Genomic DNA, 23343 nt, shown 5'->3' on the forward strand with positions numbered 1-23343 from the left:
CATGGCCTCGACTTGGGTGAGGTCACCACGGTCGCGTCCACGCGCGGATGGCGGTCCGGGCCGTCGCCGACCGGATCGTGCCGGACGATGGTGCGACACCGGTGTTCCCGCTCGGGAAGTCCGTGTTCACGCTGTCCGCGGACGTTCCGCCCACAGGCATGGTGTCCGCGTTCCTGTCGTCGGGTCAACTTCCGTTCAGCACCATCACAGCGATGAGCACACCGACGAGCAGCATGACTCCGGCCGCCAGCGCCGCGGCCGCCAGCACACCCGTCCGGTTGAGCGGAGATCGGGACCACGTCGCGGGCGCGGGGCTGGGAATGGTGCGCTTGGCAGGGCCACGACCACGTGCGGACGTGATCGGCGTCGGGAACGACAGCGGAGCGCGCACCTCGGCGACCGCAGTTCGCGACCGCGACGACACGGGGGAGCGCGTGGCCGCCAGTGACACGAGCGGCGGGGGAGAAGCGACCCGACGCGCGGGGATGGCGGGACGGTTCGCCTCAAGGCGGGCGATCGCCGCCGCCCCCATCGCCACGGTCAGCTTGGGGTGCAGGCCGACGCGCACCGGTTTGCCGAACGCGTCGGAGACGATCTGCTCGACGAACGGGATGCGTGATGAACCACCCGCGAGCAGGACTCCCGTGAGGTCGGCCGGGTTCAGCCCTGCCGATCCGATGGCGCGTTTCAAGGATTCGGTCGTCAGGTCGAGGTGGGACTTGATCAGGCTGTTGAACTTCGCGCGGCTGATCGCGGTCTCGTGCCTGGTGCCATCGGGCGACTCGACGCGGATGACCGTCTCCGCGTTGGTGGAGAGGTCCTCCTTGGCCTGTCGGCACGCCTCGCGTGCGGCGTGGCGCAGTCGTGCGTGGTCGACGAGCGGCGTGTCCATCGAGCTGAGCGCGCCGCCGAGCTGTCCGTCGACGAACGCGAGCAGCGCGTCGTCGAAGTCCAGGCCGCCCAGCTGTTCCACACCTTCAGGCGTGCCGAGGATCTCCATGCCGTTGGGGCGTGCGCGCAGGATCGTGGCGTCGAACGTGCCGCCGCCGAGGTCGTAGACCCCGACGATCTCCCCGTCACCGAGCCGTCGCTCGACCGAGTAGTGCATCGCCGCGGCTTCGGGTTCGGTCACCACCCGCACGTTCCGGAGGCCCGCGAGCCTCGGTACCTGGATGAAGTGCTCGCGGCGGTACGGTCCCCAGACCGCCGGACAGGTCAGCACGACGACACCGGGCGGCCGTCCCTGTGCCCGTGTCACCGTGTCGACGACGTCGCGCAACTGGGCCGCCATCAACGACGTGGGGGACCGCACGGATCCCGCGATCCGCAGCAAGTTCGGGTCGGCGAGCCTGCGCTTGTGCGCTCGCGACGCCCGCAGGGGCTGACCGACCGCCTCCCGTTCGGCGGCGTCACCGGTGATCAGCTCGCCGCTCTCGGCGACGAACACCGCGGACGACACCGTTGCCTCGCGGCCGAGCCGGACGATTCTGGTGCCGGTGCCGTCCGACACCGCGGCGGCGGTACAGGTGGTCCCCAGGTCGATTCCAAGGCTGTAGGTCATGACGCAACTCCGGTCTGCCGCTGACAGTGGGAAGACACTTGATTGAAGGGCCCTCGGGCGTGTGCGGTCGGTGCCCGTGTGTGAAGGGGCAACGAAGAATGCATGTTGGGACCTGTCCGGCCTACAGCCGACCGTCCTGCGTCCACGGGTCTTCGCCGCGGTGATGAGGCGGCCGCCGAACGACGCACGTGGTGCGGACTGCCGTCGGGTTCGGGTGGTCCCGTGGTGCTCGCGTCGGAGGTGGTTCACGGACGGGTGTGGACACCGCTGGTACGTAGCGGTTCTCGCGCCCAGGAGGGCGCCGGGCACTGGGGGAACGGTGCGTCACCGACGTTCCCGCCGTGCGGTACCGACCCCAGGGGAACGGGCGGCACCGGAACGGGCGAAGAGCTTTCCTGCGGACGAGCCGTGTTGTCCGGCGATGGTGTCGTGGCCGCATGGAACACCACGTTTCGGTTGCCCTACCGGTGGCTCGCTCCGCTCAGATCAAGCCGTGGCGCAGTGCGTACGCGACCGCGTGGGCGCGGTTGTGCAGGTCGAGCCGGGTCAGGAGGTTGTGCAGCACGTTCTTCACGGTGCGCTCCGAGTAGATCAGCTGTTCGGCTATCTCCGCGGTGTCCAGCCCGTCGGCCAGCAGCCGGACGATCTGGGTCTCCCGTAACGACAACCCGCTCAGCGTGAGCTCGCGCGGCCCCAGCGTGGTCTCGTGCAGCTGCTTGAGACCGCGCAGCACGGCGCCGAGCAGTTCGGGCGGCAGGTCGCCGCGGCCCCCGCGGGCATCGGAGATGGCTTGCAGCAGGCGCGACCGCGTCGCGGCCTGCGCCCTGGGCACCAGCACGACGAGGCCGTGCTCGATGGCGGTCCACAGCTCGGCCTGCCGCAGCTCGTCCGCGATGAGGACGAGCCGGGAAGTCGTGAAGGTGCTGAGCAGGTCGAGCAGGCTGGAGTCGTCGGCCACGGCGATGGTGACCTCGGGCTGCTGCTCGGCGGAGACGATGGTGATGCCCGGCGTGGTGCGGAGCATCGCGTGCAGTCCCGAGGCCATGAGAGCGTCCACGGTGTTGATGGCGACCCGGATGCTCGTCCGGCGTGCCTGTCCAGTGAGGGGCCGTCGCTGGTTGTCCAGCCGGGCGACATTCGTAGTCATGCCTATCAGGGAACCGCCTCGCACGCGGTGTCACCAGAGCTGCCGGGCGGCAGGTTTGGGAATCGGCAAACCTGCCGGTCCCGCCTCGCCGCCCGGTGGTGCTCGGGGCGGGCGCCGTAGCGGTGTCCGACTCCGATGCGGTCGAATATGGCGCGTTCGGGCAACGTTGTGTGACCGCAGACGTAACCGGCGCCCGGTCGCGTTGAACGGCCGATCGGCTGTGCTTCTACTGAGCAGATGGACTACCCCCACTCGGAGCGGCTCCACCAGTTGACGAGCCAGTACCGGCGACAACTCGCAGAGGTCGGGGAGACGCAGCGCAAGCTGCGGGAGATCTCCTGCACGGCAAGCGCACCCAGGCACGCCGTCACCGTGACGGTCACCCACGGTGGCGTGGTCGCCGACATCAAGTTCCCCTCCGGGGCTTACCGGCGCATGGCGCCCGCCGAGCTGGCGGGTGTGCTGCTCAAGACGCTCGCGGAGGCCCAGCGACTCGCTCGTCGAGCGGCCGCGGAGGTGGTCGCGCCGACCCTGCCACCCGGCATGGACGCGCAGAAGCTCTTCTCCGGCGAGGTCGACCTCCAGTCCTTGCTCACGCCCGAGCCGGAGCTGCGGGACGTCACCCGCGACCTCATGGACATCAGGGATTGATGACGATGGTCACGAGCTCCTTCAACGGCAATCCGGGCTCCGTCCCCGGATCCGGCGGCGAAGTGCCGACCAAGTCGGCACCCGGCAGCAGGCCGATCGACCGCGGCCCCGGTGCCGGGCACATCTCGATCAACACCGGCGCGATCGTCCGCAGCGCCGGCCAGTTCGAGGGAGCGGGCGACAACATCGACCGCTTCGCGAGCCGGCAGCAGAAGATCCTGCCCCGTCCGCCGCTGGTCGACGGCCAGGCCGACGAGACCTGGAACCAGTTCTCCGGCGACTACGAGCAGGGCACCAGCACGTTCCTGGAGGGCGTGCGCTGCCTCGGCCAGGCCGTGCGCTCACTGGTGGAAAGCCTCGTGCAGTTCGCGCAGTACTGCCAAGCGACCGAGGACAACGCCGTGTCCATCGCGAAGCACGCGGTGGATTCCGACGACCCGCCGCCCTAGGGCGTGTGTCGAAGTCTGTGTTCGCGGTAGCCGGGCCTGAGGTGGTTCCTGGGGGCACGGCCGACTGGCCCGCATACAACAGCGGTATGCGGGCCAGTCGGCCGCACCGCCAGGAACCACCTCAGGCGCGACTCCCATCGAACGAGACTTCGACACACGCCCTAGCCCCACCCCACGTTCCGACCTCGTCCGACCTCGTCCGGCCACGGTGGCGGCCGGGCCGCGGCGGCACTTCCACTTGGTGGTCCCGGAGAGCCGGCCCGCCGCGCCGATCCGATACGACCACTGGGATCCCCATGAGCGGCACCCGCACGTGCTCGGTCAGCGAGTCGTCGCTGCCTGCCTTGTGCCGCGCGGTCGGGGGGTGAGCGGTGGAGATCAACTTCGATCCGGACTTCGACTGGTTGTGGATCCTGGTAGCGGGTCAGAAGGCGCCGAGGGTCGATGTGGCGGCCACTCGCGCGTTGGCGCGGAGCTGGTTGGAAAGCGGTGCCACGCTCAGCGAGATGACGGCCGCCCTCGACGAGCTGGCGGCCAAGGTCGAGGACGCCCTTGGTGGCAGGCTGGGCGGTGCGTTCCGCAGTCAGGTCCGGGAAGTCGTCGCTTCCGTGCCCCAGTTGGTGGGTCTGGCCCGGCAGCAGTCGGACAGCCTGTTGAAGCTGGCGTTGAACGTCGAGCAGTCGATCTACTCGATGATGATCGAGATCGTGTGGTTCGCCTCGTCCATCGTGTGGGCGCTGTCCAATCCGTTCACCGCCCCCTTGGTGCCGTCGTTCATCACCGCCGCACGTGTTGCCGTCACTCGCATCCTGGAGAAGCTGCACTGGGTTCTGCGGTTGCTGGCCGAGGCCGTGCAGGAGGGCGTGGAGGAGGTCGTGCAGGGCGCGATCGCGCAGCTGATCCAGTTCGCGGAGGGCAACCGCGTCCAGTGGGACGGCGAGAGCACGTTGATCGAGTTCGTCGCGGGTGCCGCGGCGGGTGGCCTGATCAAGGGCGGCCACATGGGTATGGCGAAGTGGAAGCCGGGTGTGGCGAAGTCGGTGGTGTTCGGCGCGGCGAACGAGGCCGCCGCGGAGACCTTCGTGGGCCTGGGGACCGCCGGGGTCTTCGGCAGCAGCCTGGACGACGTGTGGACCGGCACGGTCAACGGCGCGTTCAGCCACGCGGCGGAGCGGGGTGCGGGCCACGCCGGGCAGAAGATCGGCGAGGTCGTCGCCGGCATGGCCGCCGCGAAGCTCTTGAGCATCCCCGACATCGCCATGCCCGACGCGCCCGCGCTGTCGGGGGAGCACAAGGCGCTGGGCGGCGGCTCCGGCCCTGGACCCGGTTTCGACGGTGGTGCCGGTGACGTCGGCGCGGCTGCTGTTCCGGTCAAGAGCCTGGGGGGCGGTGGTCCTGGTGCGGCTGGTGTCGTACCCACCGGGCAGCCTGGCGGAGGCCAGACAGGCGGGGAGACAGCGGGTCTGAGCGTGCCAAGAGGGGCACCGGCCGGGGCGGACGCCCTGTCGGGCACAACGGTGGCGAGCGATCGGCCTGGGGGGACGCCGGGCGTGGCGCAGATGCCGTCGAACTCCGGTGCCACGCCGGGAACAGGGGTTCCGGAGGGCGACGCGCTCGATGTCGCACCGGGTGCGGAGACGCCTGCTCCGACCGGCGCTGAAGCCGGTTCGCGTGCGCAGGTGGACGGCATCGTCACGTCGACCGCGCCGGATGGTGCCGCACCGTCCCAGATACCGACCGCTGTCGCCGAATCGCCTTCCGCCGATGAGGTCGTGCACTCCGACTCGGGCCTGACCGCCGATTCACCGGTGACGGATTCGCCGCACGTGAGCGGGCCCGACGGTGGGCCGCAGGACCTCCCCGGCACGTCGGGGTCTTCGCCCGAGAGGCCCGCGTCGGCCGTCCCACCGGACGCGGGGGTCCAGCCGCCTCCCGTCCAACAGGAGCACGCTCTGTTGGGGCAAAACCAGCCGGGGCAAGCCCTGCCGGGGCAGCCGCAAACCACCGCGCCACAACAGGGACAGGCACAGCCGGGCCAGACATCGGGGGGCTTTGGCCGAGGTGGCCCGACTACTCGTGCGGGCCTTCCGTCGGTTGCCCCGGTCGACTTGCCCGTGCCGGGCCCGCCCAGGTTGTCGGGTACTCCCTTGCTGGAGCGGGACTCGCCGTTGTCGCAACCCACCCTGGTGGCCGACGTGGCCCACGCCCACGCTTCGTACACCCCCAGGTCGGCGGTCGACTCCGATGTGGACGAGGTCGAAAGCTTCACCAGCGACGAGACTCCCGCCACCGTCGGCCGGCCTTTCGGTGGGACGGGCCAGAACGATCCGTCGCCGGGAGTCGGTTCGGCGCTGACGATGGATACCGCGGTGGAGTCGCCCGTCCGCGGTGCCGCGGATCCGAACGAGTCCGCGCCTGGAGACGACGTGGGAGAGCCGAGTGACGGCCCGGTGGTTTCCGCTGCGGCGCCGTACTCCAGCGAGTACCGAGTCGACGTGGACGAGCTCAACCTGGTGGCGACCATCCCGGTCGACGTGGGCGAGATCGAGGTTTTCGACGTCGCTTGGCGGACATCGCGCGAACCGCTGTACCGCTTGGACGACCGTCCGCTGGACGAGGTGTTCGGTGTGGGCTTCCAGCCATTGAGCAGAACGAACTACGACCTGATGAGCAGAATTCTCGCGGACGACGCGAGCGTGTACGTGTCGACGACCCGCAATGCCGATCTGCACCTCGAGCCGAGAGCGCGCGGAGCCTACCGAATCCGCTACCGGCACCTGTTCGACGTGCCTGGCGGAATCGTCGTCAACGACTCGCCCATTCTGCATTCGGTGTTGCACGAGCACGAGGAAGAGGTCGCGTTCGCCGGCGGCATCCGGTCCGAGTTCCACGTCGGCGCCCACGAGATCAACGCCGACGGCAGCATCGGCCGCTTCCACCCGAACCCCGGCTATCGGCCCGGCGAAGCACAGGCGGTTGCTGCCCCCGTCCCTGCACCGCCCTCGGCTGAACGGGCTGATACCACCACGTTGGAGCCGGTCCCGTCCGGCTTCACGCGGGTGTCCTCGGGCCCGGTGTTCGGGTTTCCCGTGCCGGGCGGCGTCGATGCCTCCGTGGTGACCGCTCTGAGCGACGCCCTCGACGAGAGCGGCGACGGTCCGCAGAGCGGGGGAGACCGGATCGTCGTCGTGGTCGACTCGCCGGACGGCAGGCAAGCGAGAGTCGCGTCCGGCGACGGACAGGTGCACGAGATCGACGGTCGGGAACTGGCCGTGGAGCTGCTCGCCGACCCGGAGTTCCGGCGGAGGGTCAACGAGGGCCACGAGGTGTTGCTGGTGGCGAACAAGGCCGGTGAGCGGGGCAACTTCGGCGGGCTCGGCTTCGACTTCGCCGGTGCCCTGCGGGCGGAGGGGCTGTTCAACGATGTCCGGGCAACGACCGGCACCCCGCAGGTCGGTCCGGACGGAGTGCGGCTGGGAGCCGTTGAACTCGTGTCGACCCTGCGCGCCGGCGACCTGCGCATCACTGTGTTGCGCGATACCGCCGGTCGACCGGTGGCGCTGATGGTGCGCAGTCCGGGCGACAGCGAACTGTTCGAACAGGCGCGGGAATGGGCGCGCAACGTCACCGCGAACGGGCTGAGCGACCACGACGTCGACGGCGGACGGCTCGCCCCTTCGCCGTGGTCGTCTCGACAGGTACCGGGCTTCGTCCTGCTCAGCACCAGCCCGCGGGGGGCGCGGGCGGTACGCGCCGACGGTGCCCCGGTCGACGTCTCGTTGACGGAGCTGGCCGTCGTCCTGCGTGCCGACCCCGCCCTGCGCGACCTGCTCGGCGACGGGAGGAAAGTCGCTTCCCACAAGGACATCGTGCTCGGCACCCTGACCGGCGGGCTAGTGGGCGACGGGGCGGAGTTCAACCAAGCCCTGCTCGACGGCGGGTACGCCCGCCGGCTGCACTCGGCCCCCAGCCCGATGACGTTGTCCCCCGACGGCAGGATCACGCTGGGGGACGGGTCGTTCACCACCCACCAGGCCCCGTTGCCAGGTCCGGACAACGTCGTCGCCCGCGTGATGGCCAACGCGGCCCTCGGCACCTACGGGGTCTTCTTCCCGTTGGACAAGTCGGACGAAAAGGCGGAGCGGAGCGCGAGCTACCGCACGCCGATGCGCCTGCAGTACTTCCTCCGCGGCAAGGATCGGTTCGAGGCGTTCGTGGCACCGTGGTCGGGCAGCGCCACTCGGCCGGTGGTCGTCGACGGGCACAACATGGGCGACGACGGCTTCGGGCTGAGGTTGACGACCGATCACCCTGATGTCTGGGGCGATGCCACGACCGTGGACGGTGCGCGGAAGGCCATGATCGTCGCGGGCTCCGCGATCTACCGGCAGGCCGGCCTCGATCCCACCGCGCCGGTCGTGCTGCTCCAGTGCTGGGTGAACCGCCCGACGCCGGGGTCTGACACCCCCACGCCGGCAGCGGGGTTCAGGGAGCAATGGGCGCGTTTGGTGCGGTCGGTCGAGGTGTTCGGAGCCACCGGGAAAGCACTGGTCGCCGACCATACCGCGGCGATCGGGTTCCACGAGGCCGGTGGTGCGATGACCCTGGCCGGGCCGGACGGCGGGCAGCCGGTGCCGGAGCTGCCGATGGCCGACCTCGTGACCCAGGAGATCGACCCGCTGCTGCTCCGGTTCGACCACCGCGCCCCGAACATCCGGACGCGGGACGTCGAGCAGGTGCGGGAGACCGCGCGAAGGGTCGCTCGTGCGGCGGCGTGGCGCAAGATCAAGGGGGCGGGCATCCCGGAGGTGCTGATCACCGGCTACGGCGACGAGAGCGACCCGGCCGGCGGGGTCACCGACGAGCAGCGGGGCCAACTGCGCGCGGATGACGTGGCGGCCGTCTTCACCCAGGAGTTGACCGAGGAGTCCTTGCGCCTGAGGAAGTTCGGTTTCGACGTTCGTGCCGAGCACATCGCCCTCCGTTCCACCGGTTCCGCGGCGGACGACCGGTTCGGGCGGGCGGCGACCGTCGAGGTCCGGTTGTCCGCCGCGGAACTCGGTCAGCGTGCGTTGGAGGGCGATCTCGACTTCACGTCGGAGGCCGCCCTCCAGGAGTTGGAGGAGGCCTTCGCGGAGCTCGCGCCGTCCTGGAGCAGCGACCTGCCGCAGGTCGTGCGGCCGACGGCGGGGTCGGCGACCTACACGTCGCGGAACGGGGACGACAGCTCGGACGCGGAGTCGGATCCCGGCTCGGACCTCGAGACCGCGGTCGGGAACCTGCGGGTGGTGGAGGCGGCCAGACCCCTTCCGCGTACCGCGACCACGTCCGGTGGTGTCGCCTTCACCGCTGATGACGATGTGCTCGACAAGTGGTCCGATGTGCACGAGGCGATGCCGTCGAGAAAGGAGGGCGACGGGCCCGAGCCGTTCCTCGTGTTCGTGGGTGTGCGGGGCGAGACGTTCGTCGTCGACGGTGTGGCCGTGACCGGTGCGGAGCTCGCTCGTCAGGTATCGGCACACGCCTCGTTCCGATCGGCGGTGTCGGCGTCGCCGGGTGTCGAGGTGTCCGTGGTGCTCGACGATCCGACCGGGGTCGCGGATGTCGCCGAGGAGCTGAGGGCGTTCGCGGTGGCGATGCGGGACGACGGAGGGTATCGGCACGTGACGGTGGCGCGGCGCCCCGTCGATCGAGAACCGTTCGCCGGTGGTTTCGAGCAGGTGTCGCCGGTGCTGCCGGACGATGTGGTGTTGGTGCCGTTGTTCGACGGGCGGCGGGAGATCGGCGTCGGGGTTCCCTCGGACGTCGCCGCTCAGCGCTCCTTCGAAAAGGTCGCCTCGCACGCGATTCCCGAGGGGCGCAGGCTGATCGAGGAGAAGGAGGGCTTCGACTACCGCCTGTCCAAGGAGGCGGGGGAGGAGGTCGTCGCGCCGTGGGCGCAGTCCCTCGAGCCGAGTGGGGGCGGTGAGTTGCGCGCGCTGTTGCAGACGAAGAACGGGCACTACACGGCTCTGCTCAGGAACCGCGCACGGTCCGTGCGGGTCAGCGATTCCGAGGCCGCCGGGATTCTGCTGGGGACCAGTGTTTTCAAGGGGGCCCTGAGCGGGGACGTGCGGCCGACGCTCGTCGTCGCCACCAACGACCTCACCATGACCGGTGGTCCGGATCTGACTCCTGGCCTGTGGAGCGAACTCGTCGCTCGATCCGGTCCCTGGCCGGGTTTCCACTTCCAGGGAAGGATCGCGCCTTCCAAGCGCGGCCAGCTGAGGGTGTTGCCGGGCAAGCGGTTCACCGAGGTGCCGCTCACGCTTTCCGACGTTCGGCACCGCGAGACCGGTTCGGTGGTCGGCCTTCCGGCAAGCGCCGAGGACCTTGATCAGCTGAAGAGGTTCGCGGGAGCGCATCCGGATCTCGGCCAGGCCCTGTCCGGTCCGTGGGGTGGGCGTGAGCCCCTTGTCGTCGTGGTCGACGGTTCCGAAGGGCACGCCAGGGTCTCGCTGTCGAACGGTCAGTCCTTCTCGGCAGAGGGAGGGCAGCTCGGGCGGTTGTTGCTGGAGCTTCCCGAGTTCGCCGCACGGATGCGGGCGGATCCGACGCGGCCGGTGGTGTTGGTGTCCGGCCACGGCGCGGCGCGGCTCGGTTTCGGGGGACTGGGGTTCGACGTCGCCGGCGCGTTCCGCGCGGCCGGACTGTTCAACCCCGTCTACGCGCCGACGGGGGGCGCGACGCTGGCCGGGGGTGAGGTCGTGCTCGCCGAGGGGTCCACGTTCGCGGAGGTGTCGGTCTGGCGGGCGGGTGATCTGCGCGTCGAGGTCTTGTCGGGAACCAAGAACGACGTGCGAATGCTGGTGATCCGGTCACCTGGTGACGAATCCTTCGTCGACGGACTGCGCAACTGGCTGTCGCGGACGGATCGGAAGGCCATCAGCACCTTCCTCGGCGCGGGCTGGAAGCAGCACAAGGCGCCGTGGCGCGAGGAGGTCCCGCCCGTGCTCGTCGTCGCCCGGTCCACCGGGGACGGTTTCCGCGGGCAGCGTTCCGACAGTCGCGGCGTCGTGGTCTCCACGGCCGAGTTGGCGCAGGTGCTGCGCGACGACCCTCAGCTGCGTGAGCTCATGGGACACGTAGGAAAGACGGGCGACCTGGGTGCCAGCACACCTCTGCTCCTGGTCGCCCAAGGGGAGCGACCTGTTCTCGACCTGGATGTCTTCGCCGAGTCGATGGTTCCTGGCGGCTATGCGCGGACGATGTACGCGAGCGTCGGCCCGCTCACGTTCGGGTTCGGGGCCCGGGGTTTCCTCGGGGCCGAGGGGGGATTTCAGAGCGTTACCCCGACACTGGGGCCTGAGGCCTACGTCAGCTACCCGATCGTGTCCTCCGATGGTGTGGTGTGGGGCCACACCTTCCCCACGGTGGCCTTCCAGGTGCCGTTCGACACCCTGTTCGGCCTGCGCTACGCGGGTGATCGGCAGAAGTTCTACTTCCAGCAGAAGAAGGACTCGAACGGAGTGATCTCCGATGTCCCGCGGAGAACTCCCTGGGCGGGCAAGCCGGTGTGGGTCAACATGGGTCATGCGGGCTCGCGAGAGGGCCTCCAGTTCGCGGTGGCGACCGGGCGTCCGCACGTCCGGGGTGACCTCGTGTGGCTCGTCGGCGATGAGGCCGCCGGTGCCATCCACGGCAGCGAGATCTTCCGGCGCGCTGGTGGTTCCGACCGGATCCTGCTGCTGTACTGCGAGATCAACCAGCCCATTCCGGACGGGAACGGAGTCACGCGGGCGCAGCAGGTCAAAGTCGCGTGGGTGGCTGATCACGGGCCGGTGGAGATGTTCGGCGCGACGACGGAAGCCTTTGCCGACATGGGTGGCTACCTCCTCGTCGAGGACGGCGGTGAGTTCACGGAGGTCCTGCTGCCGGGCGAGGAGCCGTCGGCACAGCCCGACTCGGAGCAGGGGATGGCGGGCGCCGCCGGGCTGGAGGTCGCGGGATCGCCCGGTCGGCAGCAGACGGAGCGCATGGGTGCGAGTGCGCGCGGGACGGCTCCTGGGGTGCCCCCCGGCCCCGCGGCGGGGGCGGCGGGTTCCGACGGACCGCCTCCGGCCGCATCCGCTGCTCCGGCCGAACCGGCCCCGCCCGTCGAACCGGCGGTGCAGGAGGAGACCGCGCCCGCCGGGCCAGTCGTGCAGCAGCAGACCACGCCCGCGGCCGAGTCCGCGGGTTCCGAGGTGCCGGTGCGGCCGAAGGGTGTGGCCCCGGAGCTTCCCGCCGCCCAGGAGTTCGCGGAGGCGCTGGGCGCGAGCGAGCCCGGCGGTTCCGGGTCGGTGGCGAGCACGGCAGGCCATGAGCTGTCTTCGGTCGCGCCGGCCGAACCGGCCGTGCCGGCGGCCCAGGCCGCGCCCGCGCCCGTGATCCCCGGCGTGCCGAGTTACCTGCGCGACAGCACGAGTCTGGGCATCGCCCAGCAGAACGGACCGGTTCGCGCGGACTTCGGCGGCGCGTTGGACGAGCTGCTGCCGCCGGGCCCGCGCGTCGGCGTCGACGGCTTCGTCGAGGACCTGGTGAACGGCATCGGCAAGTTCCTCGGCAGGGGGCACACCGCCGACGTGACGATCGGTGGCAGGCCGTACGAGCTGCACGGCGTCGCGCGCTTCGGCTGGCAGACCGCGGTCGAGGGCGCGCCATCGGACCTGAGCACCACGATGACCGGACCCGGTGGCACCGGCACGATCTCGGCGTCGGCGACGGTGAAGGACGGCAACACCGGGCTGCTGGTGTTCGTCCTGACCGCCGCACCCGGCATCTTCGCGGTCGGCAGCGCGCAGCTGTCCACGGACGCGAGCAACGTCGTCACCTCGTCCGTGGACGCCAAGGCCGGGGAAAGCAACCAGATGGACCTGCTGATGCCCGCGAGGGAGTTCGCGGTTCCGGTGCGGGTCGAGCTGACTCTGCGGCACGCCGGGCAGCGCCCGGTCGGTGAACCGGTTGTCGTCGCCGGTAACACCGACCTGCTGGTGCCTGCCGGGCTGAGCGACACCGGAGGCACCGGTGCCGTCGCCACCGGGACGTCGTACGTCGAGTCGGTCGAGTTCGGGGGCGGCGCACCCGGTGTGTACCGCGGCAGGCCACTGCCGCCCGGACCGGACGGCAGCCACCGGTTGTTCGACAAGGTCGCCGCCGCGCTGCCGTCGTCACTGGTGAAACCGGGGCGGCCAGGACGCACGGCACTGCGGGAGTTCCTGACCGGCGACACCGTGCACGACCACTACCACGACATCGCCGTGACCGCGGAGGACGCCGCCCGAGGTCGGGGCTGGGTGCGTTCGGAGTCGCTGTTCTCCGGCAAGCACCCGCTCCTGTCGTGGTCCGACACCCCCAGCGCGGTCGAGATGCGGCTGGTCGAACGGGTCGAGCCACAGGTGTTGCAGACCGTGCCGGACGCGACGTTCGTCGAGACCGGCACGGTCGGCACCGGCACCTCGGACACCGGCACCGCCGCCCGAGGGCTGACCGGCAAGATCATGATCGGCCCCGGCATGGACATGGGGGCGATCAGCCTGGTCGTGGGGCCGATCGCGGGCGTCGGGGCGGAGCGTGGCCGCGACCAGGACATCGGTCGTTCGGGTGAGATCGAGACCACGAAGACCTGGCGCGGGCCCGCTCAGCGGGTGCGGCGGCGGTTCGACCTCGAGGTGCGGGTACCGGGCAAACCCGCGATGAGGTTCGCCGACGACGTGACGGTGGTCGAGTGGGTGCGAGTGCTGGCCGACGCTGCCACGGCCGTACCCGCGGAAGCGCCGCCGGCGACCCCCGCGCAGGGCGGAGAACCGTCCACGGGCCAGGACACGGCCCCTCAGCGGAGTCTGTTCGGTCCCGAGGCGCTCGAGTCCGGCCGGGCGCTGGCCGGTGCGTCGCTGCGGGTCTCCGGTGTCGCCGAGCGGATGCTCGACCTCATCGAGAACTCCGTGCGCAAGGTACCCGGCCACCGGTCGTGGTACCTGAGCAGTGACCGCTTCCTCGACCAGTTCGACGACAAGTCCGCGGGCCGGGTACTGGGGCGCAAGCTCCAGGAGGGACTGCGCCGCCGGGACGCGCTGCGGGGGCTGCTGACCGACCGCGAGCTGTCGATGCTGGCCGACCGCGCGCTGTCCGCGGACGGGCTGCGACTCCCGATGGTGCCCCGGCACGGCTGGGGCCACGACTACCACGTGGCCTTCACCCTCCGGGCGACCATGTCGGACCTGCGCGACACCGGTGAGGTCACGACACCCGCCGCCGTGGAGCAGGTCACCACGACCGACGTCGCGAGCAGCAGTCTCAAGGGCACCAGGACGACGACCGCGAGCGCCGGGTTCGCCAGCCGGGTCACCGGTGTGATCGCGGAGCGGGCCGCGATCCTGGTGTCGTCGTTGACGGGCGTGTTCACCTGGACCAAGACCGGCTTGACCGGTGTCACCGCGAAGCGTTCCCTGGTGTCGAAGATCGGTCAGGACAGCGGACTCACCGCCGAGCCGGTGCACCACTTCACCGCGAACCTGGCGTGGTCGCTGACCGGCACGACCTACCGCCGCCACAACGCGATGACGCGCGGCCTCAGCTTCGGCAGTCGCGGTCTGCACGTGCCGCGGGTGGAGCCGGTGTCCATCGTGGACCCGGCGACGGACGAGGCGGCTCCGGAAGCCGTCGTCACCGTCGCGGCGGATCTGCGAGTGCCCGCGGCCCACGTCTCGCGCACCCGTCCCGACCCCATCGCCGTGGATCGCACGCCGGGACAGGAACTGCCCGGCCTGACCTTGCGACCGGGCCCCGACACCCCGGCGGCGGACGACGCGTTGCGCAGTGGACTGTCCCGCGACCTCGACGGCGTACGGGTGACCAGCTTCGGGGGACTGGAGTACGTGCGCGCGGCGGTGAAGAACGCGCTCACCCGTGCGTCCGGAGATCCCGTGTTCTCGTTCCCCGAGTCGGACAACAGCACCCTCATCGAGAACGTGCTGGCCCCCGACACCCTCAAAGCGGACCCGCGCCTGTTCAGCCGGACCATCGGTGTCCGCGGCCTGACCTGGCCACGGCGGCGCCTCAAGCAGCACGCCGCGGCCGAGGTGTCGTTCGTGCCGCGCGACGTCGAGGTGCTGCCCGGTGAGCGTTGGGAGCAGAGCACGGTCACCACGTCGACGGAGACGCAGACCGGCAACAGCACCCGGACGACGTGGAAGGCCGTCCCTGTCGTCGACACCACGGCCATCGCCTTCTACAGGGACGTCGCGCCCGGCGACAAGATCGTGATCCCTGGCGCGCTCGCCATCCTGGAGAACAACCCGATGACGACCGAGGGCGGTAGCGACGACGAGGTGGCCACCGAGGTGGCCACCGGCACCACCATCAGCAGGCAGCCCGAGCGGTTGCACCACGTGCGGTTCGGAGTGCGGGTCACGGTCGCCGCCGAGGTGCGGTCGCGGCGCTGGCGCCACGCGTGGGGCCTGTTCCGCGCAGGCTCACCGGGCGCGGCCAACGAGCGGTTCGACCTGCCGCGTGCGGTCACCGCCTGGGTCACCACCGCACAGCTCGCCGCGTTGCGCGCGGGGCAGGCGGCGCAAGACGCTCGTGCCGACCTGCACGACGAGGCACAGGCACCTGAGCGGGCCGCGCCCGTTCCCGCGTTCCTGCGTCCCCATGAACCGCTGTCGCTGGGCATCGGCGCGGTGGACGGCGTGGTGGACCTGCGGTCCGTGCTCCCCGCCCTGCGCCAGGACCTCGCCCGATCACTCGGCCCCAAGCGCGCGGCGCGGCTCATCCCGTCCTCGCCGTTGAGTCGCGCCCACGACAACTACGCGGCGATCACGTCGTGGCTCGCCGACTCGCAGACCTGGCTCGAGGACTCGTCGTCGACCGGCACACCGCGCCCCCTGAGGCTCGAGGACCGCGCGAGCGGACAGACCTACGAGTTCGTCGTCACCAACGAGCTGCTGGCCACACCCGAGTTCACCGGTCTCGTCCACGGCCGGCTCAAGCAGACGCGGACCACCACGTCGCTCGGCACGAGGGTGCGCACCTTCGCCAGGACCGCGCTGCGGATGGAACCCGTCGCGGTGCCCGGTGTGCTGGTGGGCGGACCCGCGCCGAACGAGCAGGTCTCGCGCAGCAACCCCTTCGGAATGCTCGGAGGCGGGCTCACGGGCGACGTCGTGCTGGGGATGAAGAAGCGCGCGAAGAAGGAGACCCGCAAGACCGTGCGCGACCGCTCGGTGGAGACGTCCGGGCCGCTCGCGTCCTACCGCGCCCGCGTCGGGTTCACCGTGTCGGTGCACCGACACGGTCGGCAGATCGCGGAGGCCGGCACCGAACGCGCGCTGACGGTGCTGCACCTGCCGGAGGACGCGGGGGCCCCAGGACGTTCCGGTGCAACGCCGGGCGCGGTGGTGCGTCCGCGGGAGCAGGCCACCCCGGACGCGCTCTCGCACTGGCGTGGTGAGCCCGCGTTCACCGGTGGCTGGGTGAGCCGCCTCCAGTTCGACGTCGACGACCTGGCCGACGGCGCCGCGACCGCCTACCGGACGGCGACGGGGAGCGAGGTCGTCCCGGCCGGGATCAGCCGCGCGCTGCGCGCCTCGCTCACCGGGCCGCGGGTCAAGGCGCTGCTCCCGGCCGCGGGCACCGGCGCTGTCCCGCTCGATCTGCCCGCCTGGTCCGGCCTGGCGATCGAGATGCACGTTCGCCGGTCCGGCTCACCGACGCTGACCGGAACAACGGCCCGCACCACCGTGACGACCTCGGGCGAGGAGTCCGTGCAGCGAAGCGCGGAGGAGATGACGAAGGCCGAGTTCGGCCTGTTGGGCACGCCCATGGCGGGATTCGGTGGCACCCAGCCCCCTGGGAGCGAGAGAATCGGCGAACGCCGGGCCTTCGGTGGTGGAACCGGGTTCTTGCTGCCGCTGCTGTCGATGGGCGGAGTCGAGTCCGAAGGCGAGGTCGAGGCCTCCCACACCCACGCGACGCCCGGCGATAAGTCCACTTCGGACGGTCTGACCGGACTGTGGCTCAACGATGTCGAGGTCCGGTTCGTGGCCCGGCCGACCTCCAGGATCACCCGCAAGGACACCGCGGTGGTCGACGTGCTGATCAGCGACGCGGTGGTGGTCGCGGAGGACCGCGGGCAGGACACGATCCCGGCTGAACTGGCCGACGCCGCTCGTTCACTCGCCGCAGCGGCGGACGAGGAAGCGTGGTGGGCCGCGTACGGCGACTACCTCGCGGCGTTGCCGGATCTGACACCGGATGAGGAGGTCGTGCCGCCGGGGCCGGTGGTGGAGGCGGTGCCGCCGCAGCTGCCGAACCCGGAGGGGGAGGAGGAGGTACCGCTCGAACCGGTGGTGGAGCAGGTGCCGCCGCAGTCGCCGGATCTGGTCGTGGTGGAGGAGGTTGCGCAGCCTGAACCGGTGGTGGAGGAGGTGCCGTCGCGGTTGCCGGGGCCGGCCGGGGACGAGGAGGTCGTGCCGCTCGAACCCGCGGAGGAGCAGGAGTCGCCGGTCGACGAGTCCAGCCGCGGCGCGGTGTTCCCGCCGCCCACCCTGCGGACCTCGGACGAACCGCTCTACGTCACCGACTCGCGCCCGCCGGACGTCGTCCGGGAGGAGGGGTTCCCCGCACCGGATCGTGGTCTTGACCTCTACTCGCAGGTCACCTCGCCGGATGGGGACGGCTTCCCGACGATGAGGCGGGATCGTGCCGCGGCACGAGAACTCGGTGTGGGCGAACCCCTCTACGTCGTCAGCGCCCCGGGAGGCGTGGACGTGGCGGCGACGATGGCGCGCCACGGGGACCGGGGCGGTCCGTCGGGCGTGGTGTTCCCCGAAGGCGTGGCACCCGAGCACGTCACTCCGTGGGTGGAGCCCGACGAGCCGGACAGCGTGGTGCGGCTGACGGTGGCCGCCGATGCGGTGTCGTTGCCCCCGTCCGACCGGCTGTCGCTCGACGGTCTCGCCGACGTGGGCGAGGTGCACGTGCGCGCGGAAGGCGACCTCAGCGGGGACGAGCCGCGTGACGCGCTCGCGCTCGTCGTCGAACGACTGCGGCCGGACCTCCGGATGCCGGAGATCCGGCAGGTGGAGAGCAGGCGGCAGGTGCGGGTCGAGGAGGCGACCGTGCCAGGGCCGCTGACGGGCGAGGCCGCCGACGTGGGGGAGATCCGGGAGGTGCAGGCCAGGCGGGAGGTGCGGATCGAGGTGTGGACCGCGCCCGAGCCGCTGACGGTCGAGGTCGTGTCCCCGGAGGACGAACCGCCCCCCTCGTTCCGGGTGGTGCGGCGCAACAACCTGGTCCACTTCCCGGCGGGCACGCGCTCCGATCTCGCGGACCGCCTGGAACAGCTCGACGTCGCTCTCGACGTCTACGCCCAGTTCGACGCCGGGGGACGGGTGCAGTCGCCGTCGCGGCCTGTTCCGCACCATTCGCCGGACGCGCTCGTGCTCGTCGTCGACGACGTGACCGCCGTGCCGGACGTGCTGGGTTCCGCACTGGTGGAAGGGCTGTCCGCCGCCGCTCCGCTGGCGCTGGTCGTGCTGGTCGGGCAAGCGGCGGGCGCGGAACTCGCGGCACAGGTGGCGGCGCGGCTCCCGGCAGGACGCCCTCTGGTGTACGCCACGGGCCCGTCCGGGGTGAGTCCCGAGGACGGCACCCTCCTGGTGCACGCCGACGCGAGCCTCGAACTCTGGGAGCACGGTGCGGTCGAGCTGGCACCGGTTCCCGAGCCGTCCACCGGGCCTGGCGGGTTGCGCCACGACCGCCCAGACCTGCTCCTGGAAGCGGTGGGCCTCCAGCTCACCCCGGTGCAGGTGCTGGGGATCCGCGCGCAGGCCGCCCAACTGGTCGAGCACACGGCCGTGCGATCCGCCAAGGGGTTCGCCGCGCCCGTCGTGACGGTGAACGCGCCCACCGCGGCGGCCGCGGAGCACGTGGCGAAGGTGTGGCGCGGCGAGGTCGCGGACCACGCGAGCCGGGGTCGGGACACCTTGGTGTCGGCGGCCGACCTCGGTCTCGAGGCCGAGGTCGTGCTCGTGCCGGAGCTGCCCTCCGGTGTCGTCGAGCTGAGGATCGACTGGGAGATGGCAGGTCCCGGTTGTCAGCCGCTCGGCGGGTCCGGGCCGGACCACGTCGCCGCGCCCGTGGTGATCACCACCGAGTCGCTGCCCCGGCCGCACCCCGTGCTCGACGACCCGAGCTGGGCGCACAGCACCCTTCCCACCGCGCAGTGGATGGTCGACCCCGATCCGGTGAGCGAGTCGGAGCGGGAAGCGGCCCGGCGCGGTGCGGTGCCGGTGGCGGTGTCCGGCGAGGACGTCGGACCGACGACGGCGGTGATGGGCCCGGTTCCCCGATTCGAGGCCTGGCGGCACCCGATCGTCTACGACCTCGCGAGGTACGAGGTCCGGCCGGGGAAGTGGGTGCAGGAGTACACGGCCCGGCTGCGGTTCCAGGCCGGTCCCGACGTCGACGTTCCCGCGCTGGTGGCCCGTGCCCAGGCCGGTGCCGACAGGATGTTCAACAACCCCGGCTACCGCCTGCCCAGCGGCGACAGCCTTCACGTCCGGGTGCTGCACGACCCCACTCCCGACGCGCACGCCACGGTGGACATCGGGCCCGCGGGCACCGCGACGGACATGCTGCACTGGGCCGTCGACGCCGATGAGCTCGTGTTCGCGGAGGAACTGGGTCACATGCTCGGTCTGCACGACGAGTACCCCGTGCAAGCGGACGACGGTGAGCACTGGGTGTTCCGCGGCCCCCGGTCGAACCGGGTCGTCACCGACAACGGCCTGTTCACCGCGCACGTCGGGCACTACCTGCGGGAGCTGCGGGAGAACGGTCACACGGAGCTGCCGCCGCCGTCGGTGAAACCTCGGAACCTGTGGCTGCTGGAGACCAGGGCGCGAGCACTCGGAGCGGTGGTGGACGCACCGCTTCCGGTGGAACGGCACGAACCCGCCGCGGGCGTGCTGCCCGCCACCTCCGCGGGCCCCTCGGGTCAGCCCTGGTCGGAGCCGGGCTCGTCGTCCAGCGGGCCCGGCACCGAACAAACCCGGCCCGGCGGTGTCGGGGAGCCGAGCGCGGTGGTGTCGCTCGGGTCGCAGATCGCGCTCGGCCGCAGACACCTCGACGTGCTCGGCGGACGGTTCGCGGAGGCCGCACTGCCACTGGCGCACCGACTGAAGCAGGTCTGGGAGAACGAGGCCCGGCTGCCCGCCGTCGACCGCCTGGCCATCGCACGGGAGGCGGTTGTCCGCCTGCGGCAGCTGCGGTTGGCGCAGATGGAGGAGACCTACGACGCCGCGGCCGCCATTGGCGCGAACGGCGGCAACCCGCTGACGTTCTACCCCGATGGCGTGCCCGGCGGGGTCAGCGGCAGGCCCGATGCCTGGTTCGGCTTCGAGGTCGAGCTCCGGCTGCCGGGGGAGTCCTTCGCCGATGTCAGCCAGGACCTCGGGCAGAAGCTGGTCGCCGCCGGACACCTCTCCGCCGGGAACGAGGTCGAAGCGGGCTCCTGGTCCATGGTGGAGGAGCGCAACCCGCGGTGGGGGGTGGAGCTCGTCTCGTCGGTGCTGTCGGGTAGCCCGACCACGTGGGCGAGCCTGGCAGGGGTGCTCGAGGTCGCCCGGAACCACCGCGGCCGCGCCGGTCAGCAGCCGGACGTGATCGACACGGGCGGTCACGTGAACGTCAGCTTCACCCAGCAGCTCGGACCCGCGGAGTACGCCAGGTTGGCGCAGTTGGCCAAGGCGAACGAGATGGTGCTCTACCGGCTGGGGAACTTCAACGGCGCAGGCGCGCCGCAACGCGACATGATGTGGGTGGGCCCTCTGCCGATACCGCCGCACCCCGACGGGGTTACCTCGATCGGCGACGTCAAGAGGCTGAACCGCAGCAAGTTCGAGCTGATCAACTTCCGGCACGTGGAAGGCAAGCAGACCGACCGCCTGGAGTTCCGGTTCTGGGCGGGCAGCCTGGATCCGGCGGTGTGGCAAGTGCGCGCGGAGCTGTCGGCGGCGATGGCGTCGGCGGCGAAGGACCGGTCGATCCACGCCCTGCTGGACAAGGCGATGGCCGCGCTCAAGCCGGTGGGACCGGCCACGCCCCCCACCGACCGGGACGCGGCACTGGCCGTGCTGCTGGACTTCCTCGAACTCCTCCAGCTCAGCCCCGAGGCGCACGAGCAGGCGGTGCGACTGTTCGCTTGGAACACCTGGTGGAACCACACCGGTGCCAACGACACGCGGTTGCGCACCCAGTCGCTCATCGGGAGGGGAATCCGGAACGTCTACTTCCCGGACAACGCGCGGAGCGTGCCCGAGGCGCTGATGGCGATCGAGTCCATGCCCCGGATCGCGGGCGCGGAGATCGTCGCGGCGACGCTGTCCCCCGACGCGGGCACCGTCGAGATGTGGCACGGTGCCCCGGTCCACGCCCGCGACTTCGTAGTGGCCGTGGACAAGGTGAAGCCCGCCGCGTTCGTCCTGGGGGAGCTTCCTCCGGGCGTCGCGCCTCACGTGGTCTTCGCGATCGCAGGCGCCGCGCGCGGCCTCGACCTCGACCAGGTCGTCGAGGACCTGAGGGTGCCGGGCACCTTGGATCCGCTGCCCTCGTTGCCGTTCGCCCACCTGTTGGCCATCGCGACCCGAGACCATCCGGTGCTGGTCACCGCAGGAGCGGTGGGTGTGACCGAGGACGGGCGCGTCGTCTCGGACACCGAGTGGATCGAGCTGCAGCGGGACCGGAAGCCGTTGCGCACCGGGGAGACCGACGCCGAACGGGCGCTGCACCGCGCCCGGGCCAACGCACCCCAGCTCCAGGGCGGAGGACGATGACGCCGCGGCAGGCGAGCAGATGTCGGGCGGTTCGAGAGCGCCTGGGCTTCCCAACACCCACGACGAGGCGGAATTCGCCGAGTCCGCAACGAGGAGGACGACCATGACGGGAACCGCTGAGGAGACGCGGGGGGATGGACCGTCGGAGAACTGGTTCCTGCTGATCGATCCGGCCTGGACCCCCGCCGGTGAGAACGACGTGCCGCCGCTGGAATCGGTGGTCGGACTGTGGCCGGTGGAGGAGGACGGGAAGCCCGGGAAGTTCCGACCCAACCCGGAGTACCTGCCGAGCGACGACAACTCGCCGTCGGACCCGTTGGACGCCGTGCTGCGGCTGGTGGTGCAGGGGAGGGCCGAGGCCGAGCACATCCAGCTGCTGCTGCGGGACTCCCTGTTCGACCTGGCCCTGAACGGCGATGGACGACCGTTGATCACCAAGTCGCCGGACGACGTGCCGTGCGTCGTGGTGGCGACCGGTGAGGCGCACCGGCGGCGGATCGGCTCACCCGACTGGCAGCGGATCGAGATCCACGAACTGGTGGTGGCACTGGCGGACGGCGTGGACGTGCTGGTCAACCCCGGCGGGCCCGCGTCGGTACGGCTGACCGGGGATTTCCTGCGCGACACGCTGATGCTGGACGACGATCAGGTGGCCGAGCTGTACGCGGGCCACGCGGACGCCTCCGGGCCGCGGCTCGTGCCATGGCCGTCCGCGGCCGAGCCGGAGAGCGGGGATGACGAGGCCGCGGACCGATCGTCCACGACGGGCCGCATCCGTCGAGAGCACGGCTTCGCCGGTCGAGGGTGAACGTGTCGGGAAGTTGGCCTGGAAGGGCAGGTACCCGGTGCGTACGCCTGATCGCGGTGCTGCTCGTGATTGCCTCGTCCCAGTGAATGCACGCCTGCGCACGTTCCGCTTGCCGGGCGACACGAGCAAGTTCGTTCCCAAGGGAGATGCCCAATGGCCCCAGTGTCGACTACCACCCCCGGAATGCTGGCCGCGGCGGGCCACCTCGCCGACACCCAGAGCGTGGCCAAGAAGGGCGTGGCGACGATCACCGACTCGCTCACCGCCCTGAAGTCGACCTGGATCGGTGACGCGTCCACGGCGTTCGACTCGGCGATGTGCGCGTGGATGGACGACTGCAAGTTCATCGTCGGGAAGCTCGGCGAGATGATCGACGTCATGAACGGCAACCAGAAGGTCATCGCGGCCGGCGAGCAGGCCAACACCCAGCAGGCTTCCCGCATCCCGACCGGCCCTGGCCTCGCGGGTATCTAGAACCGCCGCCACGACCTCGTCCACATCGAGCTGAAAGGGACACCGCAGTGGCTACCTACACCTTCGACCGCGGCATGGCGGACTCGGTGCGCGACCAGATGGCCTCCGTCACCATGGCGTTGCGGAGCGAACTGGAACGCATGGACCAGCAGGTCCAATCAACCCTGCAGGACTGGCAGGACGGCGCCAAGGACCAGTACCTGGTCGCGAAGTCCCAGTGGGACGAGGTGGCGGCGCGGATGCCGAACAGCCTCCACTCCGCCGAGGTCGCGCTGAGCGAGATCACCGACGGCTACCTCAAGATCGAGCACACGGGCATGAACGCCTGGGGCGGATACGACGTCAAGTGAGCGCGGGTGGAACCGCCAGGTCACACCCGGCAGCGCCACCTGTTCCGA

At 70.9% G+C, this 23343-nt stretch carries 8 protein-coding genes; 6 read left to right on the plus strand and 2 right to left on the minus strand.

The window, feature by feature from the left end:
• Positions 1–184: 184 nt before the first annotated feature.
• Both CLV43_RS27410 and CLV43_RS27415 read right to left on the minus strand, forming a co-directional pair.
• Positions 185–1561 carry an Hsp70 family protein gene (locus CLV43_RS27410; RefSeq protein WP_106190343.1) on the minus strand — a complete coding sequence of 459 codons (1377 nt, stop codon included), beginning with the start codon at positions 1559–1561 and terminating at the stop codon, positions 185–187.
• 481 nt (positions 1562–2042) lie between these two features.
• Positions 2043–2708, minus strand: a complete 666-nt coding sequence (locus CLV43_RS27415) for a helix-turn-helix transcriptional regulator (RefSeq protein WP_106190345.1) — start codon at positions 2706–2708, stop codon at positions 2043–2045.
• Positions 2709–2945: 237 nt separating this feature from the next.
• Between CLV43_RS27415 and CLV43_RS27420 the strand changes: the two genes are divergently transcribed.
• The 6 genes from CLV43_RS27420 (at position 2946) to CLV43_RS27445 (ending at position 23295) form a co-directional block, all read left to right on the plus strand.
• Positions 2946–3359, plus strand: coding sequence for a YbaB/EbfC family nucleoid-associated protein (locus tag CLV43_RS27420; protein ID WP_106190346.1), 414 nt, complete (start codon positions 2946–2948; stop codon positions 3357–3359).
• Complete coding sequence (locus CLV43_RS27425; RefSeq protein ID WP_106190348.1) at positions 3359–3808, plus strand: hypothetical protein; 450 nt, start codon at positions 3359–3361, stop codon at positions 3806–3808. The genes CLV43_RS27420 and CLV43_RS27425 overlap by 1 nt, the downstream gene beginning before the upstream one ends.
• Positions 3809–4179: 371 nt before the next feature.
• A complete protein-coding gene (locus CLV43_RS27430) occupies positions 4180–21663 on the plus strand; it encodes a scabin-related ADP-ribosyltransferase (RefSeq protein ID WP_106190349.1) in 17484 nt (5827 codons plus the stop codon).
• A 103-nt stretch (positions 21664–21766) separates the two neighbouring features.
• Positions 21767–22471, plus strand: coding sequence for a type VII secretion system-associated protein (locus CLV43_RS27435; RefSeq protein WP_106190351.1), 705 nt, complete (start codon positions 21767–21769; stop codon positions 22469–22471).
• 162 nt (positions 22472–22633) lie between these two features.
• Positions 22634–22945: a WXG100 family type VII secretion target gene (locus CLV43_RS27440; protein ID WP_170156033.1), complete on the plus strand. Its 312-nt coding sequence runs from the start codon at positions 22634–22636 to the stop codon at positions 22943–22945.
• A gap of 47 nt (positions 22946–22992) precedes the next feature.
• Complete coding sequence (locus tag CLV43_RS27445; protein WP_106190354.1) at positions 22993–23295, plus strand: WXG100 family type VII secretion target; 303 nt, start codon at positions 22993–22995, stop codon at positions 23293–23295.
• Positions 23296–23343 lie beyond the last annotated feature (48 nt).

This window comes from Umezawaea tangerina (assembly GCF_003002815.1).
Taxonomy (GTDB): Bacteria; Actinomycetota; Actinomycetes; order Mycobacteriales; family Pseudonocardiaceae; genus Umezawaea; species Umezawaea tangerina.